Origin of the sequence: Aquisalimonas sp., assembly GCF_007120195.1 — a bacterium.
GTDB lineage: Bacteria > Pseudomonadota > Gammaproteobacteria > Nitrococcales > Aquisalimonadaceae > Aquisalimonas.
The window spans coordinates 46,660-62,635 of sequence record NZ_SKOG01000022.1; the positions used below are offsets into that span (position 1 = coordinate 46,660).

12 protein-coding genes are annotated in these 15,976 nt (G+C 64.8%); 3 read left to right on the plus strand and 9 right to left on the minus strand.

The window, feature by feature from the left end; translation table 11 throughout:
* Positions 1-262: 262 nt before the first annotated feature.
* From tssH to QZT63_RS02605, 9 genes are all read right to left on the minus strand, one after another.
* Positions 263-2,980, minus strand: coding sequence for a type VI secretion system ATPase TssH (tssH, locus tag QZT63_RS02565; protein ID WP_290648310.1), 2,718 nt, complete (start codon positions 2,978-2,980; stop codon positions 263-265).
* Complete coding sequence (gene tssG / locus QZT63_RS02570; RefSeq protein WP_290648311.1) at positions 2,973-3,980, minus strand: type VI secretion system baseplate subunit TssG; 1,008 nt, start codon at positions 3,978-3,980, stop codon at positions 2,973-2,975. Before tssG ends, tssH begins: the two co-directional genes overlap by 8 nt.
* On the minus strand, positions 3,977-5,845 hold the full coding sequence (tssF, locus tag QZT63_RS02575) for a type VI secretion system baseplate subunit TssF (RefSeq protein WP_290648312.1): 1,869 nt from the start codon (positions 5,843-5,845) through the stop codon (positions 3,977-3,979). Before tssF ends, tssG begins: the two co-directional genes overlap by 4 nt.
* An 11-nt stretch (positions 5,846-5,856) precedes the next feature.
* Entirely contained in the window at positions 5,857-6,606 is a 750-nt protein-coding gene (tssE, locus tag QZT63_RS02580) for a type VI secretion system baseplate subunit TssE (RefSeq protein WP_290648313.1), read from the minus strand.
* A gap of 107 nt (positions 6,607-6,713) precedes the next feature.
* Positions 6,714-7,196, minus strand: coding sequence for a type VI secretion system tube protein Hcp (locus QZT63_RS02585; protein ID WP_290648314.1), 483 nt, complete (start codon positions 7,194-7,196; stop codon positions 6,714-6,716).
* 111 nt (positions 7,197-7,307) lie between these two features.
* Positions 7,308-8,804, minus strand: coding sequence for a type VI secretion system contractile sheath large subunit (gene tssC / locus QZT63_RS02590; RefSeq protein ID WP_290648315.1), 1,497 nt, complete (start codon positions 8,802-8,804; stop codon positions 7,308-7,310).
* A gap of 3 nt (positions 8,805-8,807) precedes the next feature.
* Positions 8,808-9,326, minus strand: coding sequence for a type VI secretion system contractile sheath small subunit (gene tssB, locus QZT63_RS02595; protein ID WP_290648316.1), 519 nt, complete (start codon positions 9,324-9,326; stop codon positions 8,808-8,810).
* Positions 9,327-9,444: 118 nt separating this feature from the next.
* Entirely contained in the window at positions 9,445-10,461 is a 1,017-nt protein-coding gene (gene tssA / locus QZT63_RS02600) for a type VI secretion system protein TssA (protein ID WP_290648317.1), read from the minus strand.
* A gap of 280 nt (positions 10,462-10,741) precedes the next feature.
* A complete protein-coding gene (locus tag QZT63_RS02605; protein WP_290648319.1) occupies positions 10,742-11,971 on the minus strand; it encodes a TIGR02270 family protein in 1,230 nt (409 codons plus the stop codon).
* A gap of 385 nt (positions 11,972-12,356) precedes the next feature.
* Between QZT63_RS02605 and QZT63_RS02610 the strand changes: the two genes are divergently transcribed.
* From QZT63_RS02610 to QZT63_RS02620, 3 genes are all read left to right on the plus strand, one after another.
* Positions 12,357-13,817 (plus strand): autotransporter outer membrane beta-barrel domain-containing protein, encoded by a 1,461-nt coding sequence (locus tag QZT63_RS02610; RefSeq protein WP_290648321.1) that lies wholly within the window; start codon positions 12,357-12,359, stop codon positions 13,815-13,817.
* Between the two features lie 312 nt (positions 13,818-14,129).
* Complete coding sequence (locus tag QZT63_RS02615) at positions 14,130-14,645, plus strand: hypothetical protein (RefSeq protein ID WP_290648322.1); 516 nt, start codon at positions 14,130-14,132, stop codon at positions 14,643-14,645.
* Positions 14,646-15,251: 606 nt separating this feature from the next.
* Positions 15,252-15,464, plus strand: coding sequence for a hypothetical protein (locus QZT63_RS02620; protein ID WP_290648323.1), 213 nt, complete (start codon positions 15,252-15,254; stop codon positions 15,462-15,464).
* Positions 15,465-15,976 lie beyond the last annotated feature (512 nt).

Sequence of the window (15,976 nt, forward strand, 5' to 3'; positions counted from 1 at the left end):
ACGATTGTCGCGGCCCTGACGGCCCCTGGCGGCGTTGCGCCTCCTCGCCGTAGGCCCCGCTACGCCTCGTCGGCGCGCCTTGCCAGGAACCGACAGGATCCACGCCAATTTTCGCAACTTATTCACGGGACAGGACACTAGCAATACCTGTATTGCCAAAAGCCATTGCTGTTGAATGGAACACTTAACAATTCCTTACTTAAAGCCTCGCCCAAGGGTTCCAGGGCGTCAAGGCGTGCCAGGATTGCAAGGCAGCGCTTGTCTATTGGAACGTGTAGGTGAACTCGGCCTCCTCCACGCCGACGTGAACGCGCTCCACAGGGCGGCGGTCCGCGAGTCGGGACAGGAACTCACGACTGAGCACCGGCAGCAGCGTATTCGTCAGGATGGCGTCGATCATGCGCCCGCCGCTTTCCAGCTCGGTACACCGCTCCAGAATCAGCTCCGGTACACCGTCATCGTAACTCAATGGTACGGCGTGAGCGTCGTGCACCCGCTGCGCGACGCGCCCGAGCTGCAGGCGGATGATGTCGCGCAGCATGTCGTCACTGAGGGGGTAATAGGGAATCGCGACGATGCGGCCGAGCAGGGCCGGAGGAAACACATCCAGCAAAGGCGCGCGCAATGCCCGGCTCAACCCGTCCAGGTCAGGGCGCTCGCGACCGGCTTCGCACGCCTCCATAATCAGGTCCGTCCCCACATTGGTGGTGAGGATGATCAGCGTGTTCTTGAAATCGATCAACCGGCCTTCGCCGTCCTCCATGACCCCCTTATCGAACACCTGGAAGAAGATCTCGTGCACGTCCGGGTGGGCCTTCTCCACCTCGTCGAGCAGCACCACGCTGTACGGACGCCGCCGCACCGCTTCCGTGAGCACGCCACCCTCGCCGTACCCGACGTATCCGGGGGGTGCGCCCTTGAGTGTGGAGACGGTGTGGGCTTCCTGAAACTCGCTCATATTGATGGTGATTACGTTCTGCTCACCACCGAACAGCGTTTCCGCCAGGGCAAGGGCGGATTCCGTCTTGCCGACACCCGAGGGCCCGGCCAGCAGGAAGACCCCCACCGGCTTGCCCGGGTTATCCAGGTTGGCGCGCGAGGTCTGTACCCGGCGCGCGATCATCTCCAGGGCATGGTCCTGGCCTTTGACCCGTGCGGCCAGGCGCTCGGCGAGATTGAGCACGGTGGTGATCTCGTCCTTGACCATGCGGCCGACGGGGATACCCGTCCAGTCCGCCACGACCCCGGCGACCGCCTGGGCGTCGGCGCTGGGAAGAATCAGCGGGGTCTCGCCCTGGCGCTCTTCGAGTTCCTTCTGCAAGGTATCAAGCCGTGCGAGGGCCGTTTCGGCATCGAACGGCTCACCCTCCACCCCCGGGGAAGCGGCTGCGGAGGCAGCCTCGGCGGCCTCCGCGGGGGTGTCTGCCGCGCCCGTTTGGGCACGGAGCTTTGCGCGCAGATCGAGGATGTCATCGACGATGGCCTTTTCCTCCTGCCAGGCCGTTTCCAGCTCTTGCAAACGCGCCCGCTCGGTCTCCAGTTCCTCGGCGACGCTGGTATCACGGTTCTCCACGGGTAAGCCGACGGCGCGCTCGCGTGCAATGATCGCCGACTCGGTCTCAAGAATCTCGATGCGGCGGCGGCAGTTTTCGACCTCCGCCGGCACCCCTTCCTGGGAGATCGCCACGCGGGCACAAGCGGTATCCAGCAGGCTGACCGCCTTGTCCGGCAGTTGCCGCGCGGGGATATACCGATGGGACAGGCGGACCGCAGCGGTCAGCGCCTCGTCACGCACCAGGATGCGATGATGGGCCTCCAGCACCGATGCCAGTGTGCGCATCATGGCAACGGCGTTTTCCTCCTCGGGCTCGGGCACCTGCACCGCCTGAAAGCGACGGCTGAGCGCCGGATCCTTCTCGATGTACTTCTTGTACTCCGCCCAGGTGGTGGCGCCGATGGTGCGCAAGGTGCCCCGGGCGAGGGCGGGCTTTAGCAGATTCGCGGCGTCGCCGGTGCCGGCGGCACCGCCCGCACCGACCAGGGTGTGGGCCTCGTCGATGAACAGCACGATGGGCCGCTCCGAGGCCTGTACCTCCTCGATAACCTGGCGGAGCCGGTTCTCGAACTCGCCCTTAACGCTGGCACCGGCCTGCAACAGGCCCACGTCCAGGGAGCGCAGGCAGACATCCCGCAGCGGCGGCGGCACATCCCCCTCGGCGATGCGTGAGGCGAAGCCCTCGACCACCGCTGTCTTGCCGACGCCGGCCTCGCCGGTGAGGATGGGGTTATTCTGACGCCGCCGCATGAGGATGTCGATCATCTGGCGGATTTCGCCGTCCCGGCCAATGACGGGATCGATTTTTCCCTGCCGCGCCTGCTCAGTGAGGTCCACGGTATAGCGGCGCAACGCTTCCTGCTTGCCCATCTCCGCGGGCGGGACTGGTCCAGCTGCCGCCTCGTCGGCCGTGGCGGCGGTGGCGTGGGCGCCGCCCTCCTGGTCCTGCTCCGGTGAGCCACCGACGATCGCTTCCCAGTTGTCCACCAGCGTGTCGGGGGAGATCCTGGAGAACTCGCCCGAGATGCCCGAAAGCGCAGCGCGCAGGCCTTTGGTCTTAAGCAGGCCCACCACCAGGTGACCGCTGCGGACACGGTGTTCACCGAACTTGAGGGTGCCCCAGACCCAGCCGCGCTCGACCGCGTCCTCGACGTGGGACGACAGATCCGTCACGGAACTCGCTCCCCGGGGCAACCCATCCAGTGTGCGGGTGAGGTCTTGCGCCAGGCGTGCGGGGTCCAGCTCGAAATAGCGCACGATGCGGTGCAGGTCGGAGTCGTGGTACTGCAGCAACTGGTGCAGCCAGTGCACGAGTTCGACGTAGGGGTTGCCGCGCATGCGGCAGAAGGTGGTCGCACTCTCAATGGCCTTGTAGGCCAGTGGGTGCAACTTCCCGAACAAGGCAGTACGACTGATATCAGTCATGGCTTACCCTCCCCGACGGCATAGCCCCCGTATGCGCATCACGAATAAGCATGCGCGCATGGTCCTTGCGCCGGCGCCCCAGCCAGGTCGACCAGCCCAGGCGCACGCCCCGGGCCAGGCGCAGCGGCGGTGCGCGCCCCGGTGCCAAACGCAGCTCGAGGTCCCAGCGAAATTCATCGCCGAGGTACGCGCGAACCAGATCGCCCAGCGCGACCAGATCCCGCTGCCCCGGCAGAAAGCGCTGTGCCTGCTCCCGGGAGAGGTGGCTGAGCACGATACGAACGTTGAACTGGCACTGCCAGGAGCGGCCCCCGAGGTTGGCGTCCCGGCCGAGACGGCCCACGGGACCGGTGTGACCCAGACGCAGCCGCTCCTGCGGAGGAATCTCCAGCCAGGCGGGGCGAAAGGGTTCGACGTGCACCGGCAAGTTGAAGTGGTCCTCGAGAATGTCTTCGAGACCTTCCTGCGAGCGCTGCAGCGCCGCGTAGCGACCGGCGCGATGCAGCTTGGCGCAATCGCCAACGGTATCGCGCCCTCGCACCCCGGGTGTTCCCAGGCCCATCAACGCGCCCAGATACCAGGAAAACCGGTCGTCCGGCCGATCGGCCTCCACGCTGGGCTCGGCGTCGGCCCAGGCGCGGTAGAACAACGAGGCCAGGCGATGGTGAAAAAGGTTGAGAAAATCGCTGAATCCCGGGTCGTGATCCTGGCGCCGGCGCTCATCGGCGTATTCCGTTAAGTGCAATGGCAGCGGTCCGTTGGGCCCGAGCAAGCCGAAGCCCTCTCCGTAAACAGTGGGAAGCGGTCCATCCACAATGCGGGTGATCTCCCCGGGCGCAAAGCGCAGGGAGGGGGTCTGCGCCAGGCGCACCCCGTCCGCGGCGGCCCGCAGGGAACGGCCCAGCCGTGGCCGCTCCGGTGCCGCCGCCTCCAGGAGGCGCAAGGCGGCGAACAGAGAAAACCGCTCCGGCGCTTCTTGCAGGCGCGCAGGCAACCTCACAGGACTTCCCGCAGGCCGGCTCGGGCTGGCCATCGCATGATCTCCCCTCGCTGTGAAGACTCGACGACGGTCTGGGTGAAGGAGTTCACCGAGACATACTTGCCAAAGAATCGATCGAGGATCGCGCCCAGGAGAAACGCTCCAACGCCCCTGAAACAGTCCTCATCCAGGCGCACGCGCACCTCGAGCCCGTTGCCGAAACAGATGGGCCCCCGCGTGGGCATGCGCCGCACGGCGGCCTTGGAGCTTACGGAAACCACGCCCTCCACGTGACGTGCCAAGGGGTCGTTGGTGTCCACGTACAGCTCCACCAGCTGGCGCAGTGCTTCGGCCCCCCGGTCGCGATCCGTATCCGCCAGGGACAGGTAGTTCAGCGACAGCTGACTGATCAGGCGCCAAGTGGTCTCCCCGGAGCGAAAGGCCGCCCTGGGCCGCGTTGGCCCGGTATCCACTCGCACGGAATTGACCGGGGCCGCAGCCTCCAGGGTAAAGTCGGTCGTGCCTTTGCCCACGGCCATCTGAATCGGCAGATCACGGTTGGTACACAGCGTTCGCACCTCAAGCTGCCGCAAGTCCCCGGAATAGGGCGCCTGGGCCCCGTCCACGAGCGAAAGATAGACCTCACTGCCCAGGTAGCCCGTTCGTGTGCCGCGCTGGCGCTGGCGCGCAGAGAGCAGTCGCGGGTGCCGGTGGATGGCGTAATAGGCGCCCGGCTCATGGTCTTGCGTCTCGCGGTCCACGCGATAGAAGGGCTGAAACACCCGGGCGCTGTCTCGGCTGCGTCCATGCCCGGTCACCCCCAGGACCGTGTGGACCTCGAAGTCCATGGGCCGGTTGCGGTCGGGCACGACATGGAACTCAGTGTCCTGCTGGTTGACATGCACGCGGTCGGCGGTGTGGTGAAACAGGTTGATCGCCGGTGTGGCATACAGCAGGAAGGCCTTGTCATCCACGGCCTGTTCCAGGCGGGAATCGCTGCGGTCAAGCAAGACGGTGACCTCCAGCCGGGCGCCGTCCAGACGCTTGATTCCGGCGCCCAGCCCGGTGAGTTCGGCAAAGAGAAACCGCTGGGGACAGGCAAAATACTCCTGCAGGAGCCGGTAACCATCAAAGGCACGGCGGACCGAAGGCAGCAACGCCTCGTCGCGCTCGAAGCCGGGCTGGCGCAGCGCGGCACCGGGGCAAAGGCGTGCCGGCTGCTCCGGGTCATCGCGGAGCGTCACGCCCATGAAACCCGCGTGCAACGCCTCGTACAACCACATGGGCAACTCGTCGCCACCACGCAGGTAGACGGGCAATCGCTCCAGAGGCAGATCCCCGAGGCGTTCACCGCTGGTCAGCTCCAGATCGATCTGTATGGCCGCGCGCGCACCGTCGGGGGTGGGCAAGCCCCGGGCGGCCATGACCCCGGGGTTGGCGAGATACCGGGCTGAGGCGAGCCGCAACGGCCACAGGGTGACCTCATGGGCGGTGCGGTACTCGCACGCGGTTCGCTCCCCCTTGCCAAGCAGGCTGCGCAGCACGGTCCCCGGTGGCAACCGGTAACCGGACCCCAGGGCGCCGGCACTGAGATCCGGTTGAAACCCGACCACGGCCATGGAGGGCAGGGGCGCGGTCAAGTGCGGGTAGACCAGGTCGAGCAACTGCTGAGTGAACTCCGGGAACCGCGCATCCATCTTCTGCTGTACGCGCGCGGTGAGAAAGGCGAAGCCTTCCAGCAGCCGCTCCACATAGGGATCGGCACAATCCAGCCCCTCCATGCCGAGACGGCCCGCGATCTTCGGATACTCCCGGGCGAACTCGGCACCCATCTCGCGGATGAAGCGCAATTCCTGTTCGTAGAACGTCAGCAGACGCGCATCCATCCCGTGGCCCCTCAGCGGTTATCCGTCTCGTGTACTGTTACAGTGGCGTCCTCGAGATCAAACTCGGTGTGCAGATACAGCTGCTCTGGCAGCGGTTGGCCCCAGAGTTCTCCTGCGATGCGAAATGAGAGTCTGTTCTGGCGTCCCTCCTGGTCGCCGTCCAGGGGCGTTACGCTCACATGCCGAAGCCGTGGCTCGAAGGTGGTGATGGCCAAGCGCAGGCTCTCGGCGAGCCGCTGCAGATCCGCCCCGGAGACGCTCATGCCGGCAAGATCCGGAACCCCGTAATTGAGCACCGAGCGGCGGACCTCCGGGTAGTTCTCCATGGGGACCACCGCGGTAAGCTGGCCCGTGTTCAGCAACCAGCCCAGATCCCGCAGCACCAGTTGCCGGAGCCGACGCGAAGAGATGAGCCGCTCCTCCCTGGATTCCTCCACATTGGGCACCAACTGGCGGCCGCGCACCTCGATCAAGTCCGCGAGCGGCGGTAGCTCGGGGCGGGGTCGCAGCTCCAAAATGCTGCGCAGACCATAACGGCTGGAATGGTTATCCCACACCTCGACGTCGGCCTGCTCCAGACCCCGCACCCGACGCAGACCAAGGGAGCCCAGCATCTCGCGGATCTGATCCGCAGTACCACCGGCTGCGGCGAGCGCCTCAACGAGGTAGGCAAGCGTGATTCTCTCAACAAAGCGCGAGCGATCCGTCAGGCGATCCAGTAGCGAAGGCTGCAGGTTCTCGCCGCTGACAAGTTCCGCCATAGCGCATGTCCGAAGACCTTACCTGATTCAGTTCACCGCGGCCTGTTCCGCCGACGGACTTATGCAGGGCACTACCGAGCGCCGGTATTTTCCGTGGGGCGCCCCGGTTAAATCGGTTCGTGCCTGGCGATATCGAAGCCGAAATCCACCTCCGCCCCCGGAGTGCCGTCGGCCTCCTGCGGGGTGTAAATGACCTTCCACCGCGCGAAGTTCAGGCTGACCTCCTCGGTTGCCCGCTTTTCGCCTTCGGCGCCACTGGCCTCAATACCACTGACCAGGATCTGCTCCAGCTCGATTTTCAGGAACTCCACCGGGTCACCACCCGTCTTGCGCATAATGAGCTCGCCGGAAGGAATATGCTTGCCGGTGGCCATGTGTTGCCACAGCGCCGGCGATGCCATGTCCGTAAACTTCGTTACCGACAAATCCTTGAACTCGGGCTTCCCGGAACCACCACCGCGGGCTTCGTGCATGGAGCCGGTATTGGTTCCGCCCCAGTTCCAGGCGGTCACCTCCATTGCGCCCTCGTGCGCGTGGTCACTGGACTCCCCCTGAATTCCTTCCAGCTTCAGAAAACATTCCGATGCCATGATTGCTCTCCTTACTCCCATTGGCGCTTTCACGCCTTTCGCCGCCCTATACCGCCACCCCACCGACAGGCCATGGGCAACGGCGGCCCGAGCCACTCGGCGACGCTCGCGCTACTGCCCCTTGGCCGACGGCAGCTTGGACACAAGCCGCAACGACACACTGAGCCCTTCGAGCTGATAATGGGGTCTGAGATAGAACGTCGCGTTGTAGTACCCCGGGTTCGCCTCGTCTTCCATGACCCGGACCTCCGCCTCGGCGAGTGGCTTGCGCGCCTTGGTCTCCTCCGTGGCGTTGGCCGGATCACCGGTGACGTACTTCATGATCCAGCCCTGGAGGAACTTCTGCATGTCCTCCCGCTCTTTGAATGAGCCGACTTTGTCGCGCACGATGCACTTGAGGTAGTGCGCGAACCGGCACGTGGCAAACAGGTACGGCAGGCGGGCGCCGAGCTGCGCATTCGCGGTTGCGTCGGGGTCGTCGTACTCCGCCGGCTTGTGCAGCGTCTGGGCGCCAATGAACGCCGCGATGTCGGTGTTCTTGCGGTGGATCAGCGGCATGAGACCGCTCTTCGCCAGCTCGGCCTCGCGACGGTCGCTGATGGCGATCTCGGTGGGACATTTCATATCGACACCGCCATCGTCGCTGGGGAATGTATGCACGGGAAGCCCCTCCACGGCACCCCCGGATTCGACACCCCGAATGCGTGAACACCACCCGTACTGCTTGAACGAGCGATTGATGTTCACGGCCATGGCATAGGCCGAGTTGGCCCAGGTGTACTTGCTCGCGTCCGGGCCCGCGGTATCCTCCTCAAAGTCGAACTCCTCCACCGGCTCGGTCTTGGCGCCATACGGCAGCCGCGACAGGAATCGCGGCATGGCCAGGGCCACGTATTTGGAGTCCTCCGACTCGCGCAGGGACCGCCACCCCGCGTACTCCGGCGTGGAAAAAATCTTGGCCAGGTCGCGCGGGTTCGTCAGCTCCTGCCAGGAGTCCATCTGCAGCAGCCCCGGGGCGGCGCCGGCGATAAACGGTGCGTGGGCGGCAGCAGCGATCTGTGCCATACCGGAGAGCAGCTCGACGTCCTGCGGGCCGTGATCGAAATGGTAGTCACCCACGATGCAACCGATCGGCTCGCCGCCGAGCTGGCCGAACTCCTCCTCATACACACGTTTGAAGATCGGGCTTTGATCCCAGGCCGTGCCCTTGTACTTACGCAGGGTCTTGTGCAGCTCCTTCTTCGCAATCGGCATAAAGCGGATCTTGAGCATCTCGTCTGTTTCCGTGTTGTTGACGAGATGGTGGAGGCCCCGCCAGGCCCCCTCGAGCTCCTGGAACTTCTCGTGGTGCATCACCTCATTGACCTGCTCGGTGAGCTTCTGGTCGATCTCGGCGATGATGGCATTGATGGTGCTCAGCGCATCGTCGGAGATGACCGTCGTCTCCCGCAGCGCCTGTTCGGCAAGCGTGCGCACCGCCGATTCGACTTCCTCTCTCGCCCGATCCGATTTGGGGCGGAACTCCTTCTGCAGCAGTTGCGTGAAGTCGTCGGCGGTCAGCGCTTCCGCTTCCGGCTGTTGCTGGGTTTCCTTGTCTGACTCTGCCACGGCTTAGCCCTCGCTTTTCTGCTCCGACTCCTCGCTGGGGCGCGCACTGAGCGTCTCCAGCAATGACGGATCATTCAAGACCTTCGCGATCAGCTCCTCGGCACCGGACTTGCCGTCCATATACGTCGCGAGATTGGCAAGCTGCTGGCGCGCCTCGAGGAGGTTGCGCAGCGGCTCGATCTGCCGCGCGATGGCCGCCGGCGAGAAGTCTTCCATGCTCTCGAGCGCGAGCTCCACCTCCAGGTTGCCCTCGCCGGTAAGCTTGTTCTCAACGGCGTACTTGAGGCTCGGTTTGAGCGCCTTCATGCGCTGATCGAAGTTATCGACGTCAATTTCCAGCAGCTTGCGGCCATCCACCGGGGGCAATTCCTCCTTGCTGTCACCGGCGAGATCGGCCATGACCGCCATGACGAACGGCAACTGCACGGTCTTTTCGGCACCATAGATCTCGGTGTCGTACTCGATCTGCACGCGCGGCGCACGATTTCTCGCAATAAACTTCTGAGAACTGGGCTTGGCCATCGTTGCCTTCTCCGTCTACTCAAGCTCACTCAACATGTCGCAGATCCGCAGGGCGGCGACGCCACTTAGGTCACTCCAGGTTCGGCTAACTGGCATCGCGCCTGATCTCATGGGGCGATCACTCCTCGGGGTCCGCACCACGCAGCTTTTTCACCTGATCCACGGCATCCGGTGCCACATCGCGCAGTATCGATACGAAATCCATGTCCACCAGCCGCTTGGCGCGCTCGATCAGCAATGGCACCGGACTGGAGGGTTCCTGGGTGCGAAAGTACGTGGCGATCGCGTCCATGGCGGCCACGGCTTCGGCACGTGTGCGAATCTCCCCGGGCGCCCTCGCAGACTCGCTCGCAACCCCAGAGGGGCCGGGATTACCCTGTCGATCCGCCGACGCGTCCGCAAGCGGGGGTTCCGGCGCAGCGTGGTCGGGCGCCGGCATGAACGCCTGCAGGGCGCCGTCGATACGCCCGAGCACGTCCCTCAAACGGGCCAGGTCCGGGGCCTGTTCCACACCACAGCGATCGCGAAACACCGCTTCGATTGCCGCCAGATCGTCAACGGCTCGCTTGACCGGGGATGCAAGGGCTTGCAGCGCGTCGTTGCCGACCGCCTCAAATGCCGCCTCTATGAGTTCGCGCCGGGGCGGGTCGCCTTCGTAGCCCTCGGGCACATCCGCCTTGCCGTCGGCGATCTCGATATCAAGGAGGCTGAATCGCCCCGTCGCGCGGTCATCCACCAGGGGCACTCGCCGCAAGGGCTTGAGGACCTTTTGGTAGTTGGTGAGGTTGAAGAGCGCGTTGGCACGTTCCGTGGCGTCCCCGTCCTCATCAAGGGGTGGATGGACTGCGTCCCACTGTGACTCCACAAGTTGGCGCAGACAGTGCACCCCATCGGCAAACCCAGACAGCCCCTCGGTGTGAAGCAAAGCAGCCGCGAGATAGGCGCCCGGGCGGAGATCTCTGCTCTTTTCGAGGGCCTCAAGGCAGGAGCGCTGCAGCTCGCGCCAGTCAGGTTCGCGCTCCGGATAACCCCATTGTGCGAGCATGTCCAGAGCCAGGATTTCCCCTCCGGCATCCAGATCAACGTCTGCCGGTGCATCATTCGACAACGGCTCTAGAATGCGATCCAGCTCCATTTCGCCCCCGTCAGGGAACCACCGGGCATCCTGCCTGCAAAACCTACGGATCTGCCAACGCCACTGGCGGTACCACGGACCCTGTACCCCGGCCGATAACGACCACGCAATGGGCGCGCACCCCACATGCAGCCCTGCTGCGTCATCCTCACCTTCGGCACGAGCAACCCGCGCAGCCGCACCACCCGGAGGAACTCATACCTCTCCTGAAAATGTAGCCGCTGCGGGAACATATGCCAGTCCTGCAGCGGGCCGCGCACTGGCCTTCAACGGAGACACTTCAGAGGCCGAGGATGGGTTGCTGCACAAACCCCGGCGCGCGGGTCTCGAACAACGGTTCACCGGGATGGCTCAGCTTTAACTCCAGGGCCGCGGCTTGCCGCTGGCGCTGCATGCCGTAACGCAGCACCCACTGCAGGTGCTCCGGCGTCACTGGCTTGCCCAGCAGATAGCGCTGCCCCGGAGGAAAACGCCCGTGATGGTGCGACCACCAGTCGGCAATGAGCCGGGGATCCGGCCACGGCAGATCCTCGTCCGCATCCATGGCGACGTCCTCGTCCTCGGGGCTCTCCGTGGGCCCGGCCTCGAAGCCCTCGGGCCACTCGCCCTCGAGATCCTCGTAGGCGAGGTCGACGCCCGTGATCATGGTGAAGGACTCCCCGGCGACGCGGGCGAACTCGGGCGTGCACATCTGCTCGAGCAACCAGGGAATGGATGCCGGGTCACCGATGATGCCGCAGGCCACCACCGCCTGGCGCCGCATTGCGGAGCCGCTGGCAAGCCGGTTGACCCACGGCAACGAGTCATTCAAAGGCAGCGCACGGAGCGCCACGCTGAGGGCACGTTCCGCGCGCTGGGGCTGCTCCGCGCCGACGAACGCCAGCGCCGCTCCCGGGGCGGCGCCGCGATCACCGAGCACGGTCGCCGACCAGGCGGCTGCGAAACGGACCGTCGCGTCATGGCTTTGCAGCTGCGCCAGGACCGCAGGCAGCAGATCCTCGCGCCCCAGCAATCCTGCGACGCGCAACGCCGTTGCGCGCAGCTCGGGGGCCTGCGCCTGCAATGACTCCGCGAGGACGCGCCCGGGATCGACCCGTTGTGTCGCCGCAGCGGCCATGGCAATCCGCCGCCAGTATGCCGCGTCGGAATGCAGCAGATCACGCACCTCGCCGCGCCACCAGGCACGATCCACCCAGCCGAACGCCGAGACCAGTCCGTCCCGGGTCTCTGGCACCGACCCGACCACATCGTAGACGCGCCGAATCCTGTCCGCTTCCCCGCTTTCCAGCGCCAGCACCGCGGCGCAGAAGACTTCGCCGGTCTCCTCGTGTGCGAGCAGCGCATCGGCGCAGATGGCCCAACCGGCGCTGCCAGCGATACGCAGCCCGTCGATATGCGCTTCAACGCGATTGTCCAACTGTGCAAGATGGCTCAGGGAGTAATGCGGTGCGGCGACGGCCGCATTACGCAGTAACCACAGGAACGCCGCCTCTTCAGCGTGTTGGCTCACGATATGAGGTATGACGGCCGGCACATGCGCCCCCATCAGCAACGGCTCCCGACGCAGTGCTGCGCATTCAAGCGTTCTCCAATGGCCAGCAGCCGGTCGACATAGAATGCGAGCATCTAATGATTATGGACGAGAACCCCGAGGTTGTGACTTCCGGCCCTACACTGTCCTCGGCTGTGGCGCCCGGCCGGTGACGGCCGCATCCGTGGTTGAGAGCGATCGCGACAGGGACCAGCACTGCCACGTGAGACGCGACAGCACGGCGAAACATGGCCCGACCCGGACAGTGGTCAAACCCTTCGCGCGATCTACACTTCAATAGTGAAACGGACTGCGTCCGCGCCCGAAAGCCAACAATAACGAGGGTTGTCTGGGGAGGCATCCCATGCACAGTCCGCCGCATTTCGGTCCCTGCCATCCCGTCGCTGGCAAGGATTTCGTCGTACCAACGCTGGTCGCCGCCTGCATGCTGGGGATGCCTGGGCTGGCAGTATCCGATGAACCTGCAAACGGAGGCGGCGGCCGATCTGCCGCCACCGAGCTGCAGGCAACCACCGAGGCGGCCGTGCGCACTGTGTGCCCCCAGTTGGCCCAACGCGAAGAGCGCACCGCACCGCAAGATGACCTCTTCTCCCGTTGCCGGGAGATGGTACAGACACGCAACGCCCTCGAGGGCGAAGGCCCAAGCGCCTTCGATCTTGATCTGGACGAGGCGGCCCTCAATGCCGCTTTCCAGCAGATCGCGGCCGAGGAGACGGTCGCGCCCGGCACCATGGTGACGGAGTTCTCAGGGATCCAGGCGGCGGCCGTGCTCGGACGCCTCGGCGCCTTGCAGGCGACCGGTGTCGGTCTGGCCGACGCCGGTGGCCAAGGCCGTGACGACATGCCGGTGCTTCTCGCCTCCACCAACGATACGCTGACCATGGGGCTGGCGTCCGGGGGCAGTCAGTTCGATGGCGGCTGGAGCCGTTTGGGCGCGTTCGCCAATGCCACGTTCGGTTTTGGAGACCGGGACGCAACCCAACGGGAAAACGGCTTCGATTTCGATACCGTGGGCCTGACCGCCGGCGCCGATTACCGACTCTCAACGGAGCTCGTGCTTGGCGGGGCCCTCGGTTACACCCGGCTAAATGCAGACTTCCAAGAGAGCGCGGAAGTAGCCGGGGGCAAGGTGGAGGGCGATAGCTGGAGCCTCCTCGGTTACGCGCTCTACAACGTCGGCGATTTCTACGCCCACGGGCTGCTCGGCTATAGCAGGACCGATTTCGACATTGAGCGTCGCATCGACTACGAGCCTGGCCCCAATGCCGGCCCCCAGGTTGAAGGGGCCGACCGCACCGCCAGGGCCGACCCCGACGGCCGGCAGTTCCAGGTGAGCGCCGGCTTTGGCTACGAACTCCGGCGGAACGCCTGGAGCCTGAGTCCCGGAGTGCGGGTGGAGATTCTCCGGGCGAGAATCGACGGCTACCGTGAGCGCGGTGCCGAGGGGCTTGATATGGCGGTGCAAAGGCAAACCGTCGAGTCCGCTACCACCGCGCTGGGCGCAGAGCTCGCCTACACCTCCGGTCAGCCGTTCGGAGTGCTGATCCCCCAGGCCCGCGCCGAATGGGTACACGAGTTCAGCAACCACGCACGCAGGATCGAGACGCGTTACGCCAACCACCCGGAAGGGACCGTGCTCGCGGTTCGCACGGACGATCCCGACAGGAACTATCTGCGCCTGGGGGCCAGCGTCTCGGCCGTGTTCAGGGGCGGCACCCAGGCCTTCATCGATTACGAGACATTACAACTATTGAATGACGTGGAGAGCCACCAGTTCACCGCCGGTATACGCCTGGAGTTCTAGCGTACCGTCCCACCACATCCCGGCGCTGCGTTCCCCCTGCACCGGGTCCGCAGGACCTCGCCAATGGCCCGGCGGGCAGGCGAGGCCCCGGCCCGCCGTCAAGCGATCCGCGCCACTGGCTGACGGCGGACTCTCCCACGCCATGGCAGGCTCCCGGAGCAGAGAGATTCGGTTGACCGTAGCCAAGCCGCCACACTTGCCGGCGCGCGTTCGCACCCACCTGCTTCTGCAAGCGCTCATCACGCACCTGACGTATAATTCCATTACGCTTCCATACCGCGCGTATTGCCGCAGAGCGCAGGGAGGCCCGCCATGGCGGACGTTGGTCCCGGCAAGGGTTTCTGGCACACGCTGCCAGGCGTGCTGACGGCCATCGCCGGCCTGCTGACCGCCGTCACCGGGCTGCTAGTGGTTCTCCACCAGTTCGGCGTAATGGATACCACCGGGCCATCCCCAACCGCACAGCCCGCTGAGGAAACCCGGGTCCCATCCCCATCCGAGGCGGATGCCGAATCGCCAGCAGTGCAAGAGCCGGTGCCCGCTCCCGCGGTGCAGATCCTGGGTGTCTGGGAGGACAATAACGGCACCATCTACGCCATCACCCAGGACGGCGCGGACTTCAGCTTTACGGCCGTCAACCACGCGCTTGGCTTTCGCTCGCAAGGCAGCGGGAGCCTGTCCGGAAGGAGCTTTACGACTACCTTCGTGGTCAATGGCGCGCACTCGGGGGACGGAAGCGGCACCATTAGCGAGGATGGTCGCCTGATGTGGGGCGATTTCCGCGACCAGCTATCCGGGAGCTATCAACTGAGCCTGCGAAAGCGCTGAATTGGCAAATCGTGCGGAACCGGTTGGAGCCGGGATGATTTGAGCACCCGATGGGTACAGATGATCCGGTTTTCACCGCGATGCACTGGTACCGGCAACCCATTGGTTAAACCTGCATTCGCAGTGCCTGGCGGTGGGAGCCACATCCAAGTGCGCCTTGGAGGGCCAGATAGCATTCCTGGACAAGAAAGCTATGGTGCGTTCCGTGCGATCGCGTGTAGACCGCGCCCCGACACTCGAACTGGCTTCCCTGCCCGCCAATAACGGCAACATGATGGCATCCATGCGAGTTCGTCCTGGGTCCGGTACTAGCAGGTTGTGGCAATGCCGCATCCCGCGCGACGCGCGGCCAAGGCTTTGAATCGCCGCCTGGCAACACCACTCCAGCTCCGTCAGTGCCGTCCGGAAAGTCACCCACTGACCGGATGCCGCTTGTAGCTACGCCACAGTCGCGTAGCCAAAGGGTTCACACAAAGAATCCCGCGCTTTCCGCGATGGAGGAAAAGGTCGCCAGCGTGCAGGTCGCGCCCAAGGTGCGGCTGGCGCCTCAGTCAGATCCGAACTTATACTGGGAGCCTCCACCGGGCAGCGAAACCAGGTGATTGTATGGCAGTGCAAGACCGCGGACGATACTATGCCCAAGAGGTCACGGTGGACCAAGACGCCAACGTCCGGGAGCAGATTCAGAACGCCCTCGATGAAGGCGACCAGCACAATTGGCATCTCGTCGGAGTGTCGGACGTGATGGCGGGGCGTACCGTAATGCTCTTCTGGGACACCGAGCGACCCAGCTTCGGAATCACCCACAAAAGTAAGTAATCAGTTCGGTAAATGTCGCGCCTTGACCTGGGCGAGATGGCGAGGGACTGCCGACCAGGTGCGCCGACAGTAAGGTAAAAAAACGGCAGGCTTCCCCTGTGCAAATCGGCCATCCTGCTGATGTGTCGAGGTCGATGTAGCACCCGTTTCAGGCGGTGTGCTCACCTCATCATGGCCCGGCATTCGGCGGGTGTTCGCTCGTGCGAATCCCCTTGTGTGCGAGGCGCTGGCTCCCCTTACCCCGCTTCGCCTTCGTCACGTGCGCCCTGCGTGGATCCTTCCCCTCCACTGGTGAATCGCACCTTCGGGGCGCACTGAACTAATCGGGGTGAGGAGTACCCCAACTCCGGGACCTTTCCGGGAGGAGTTCCGTCCCATCACCAGCGCGTCCTCTTGGCTAGAGGTCATCCATGCGGCCGATCTGGAGGCTCAAGCGCATGGTCTCGTGCTCTTCCATTGCCAGCAACGACTCGAACAAGGTGCGCGCTTCGGGGATAGGCGCGTTACGAAGC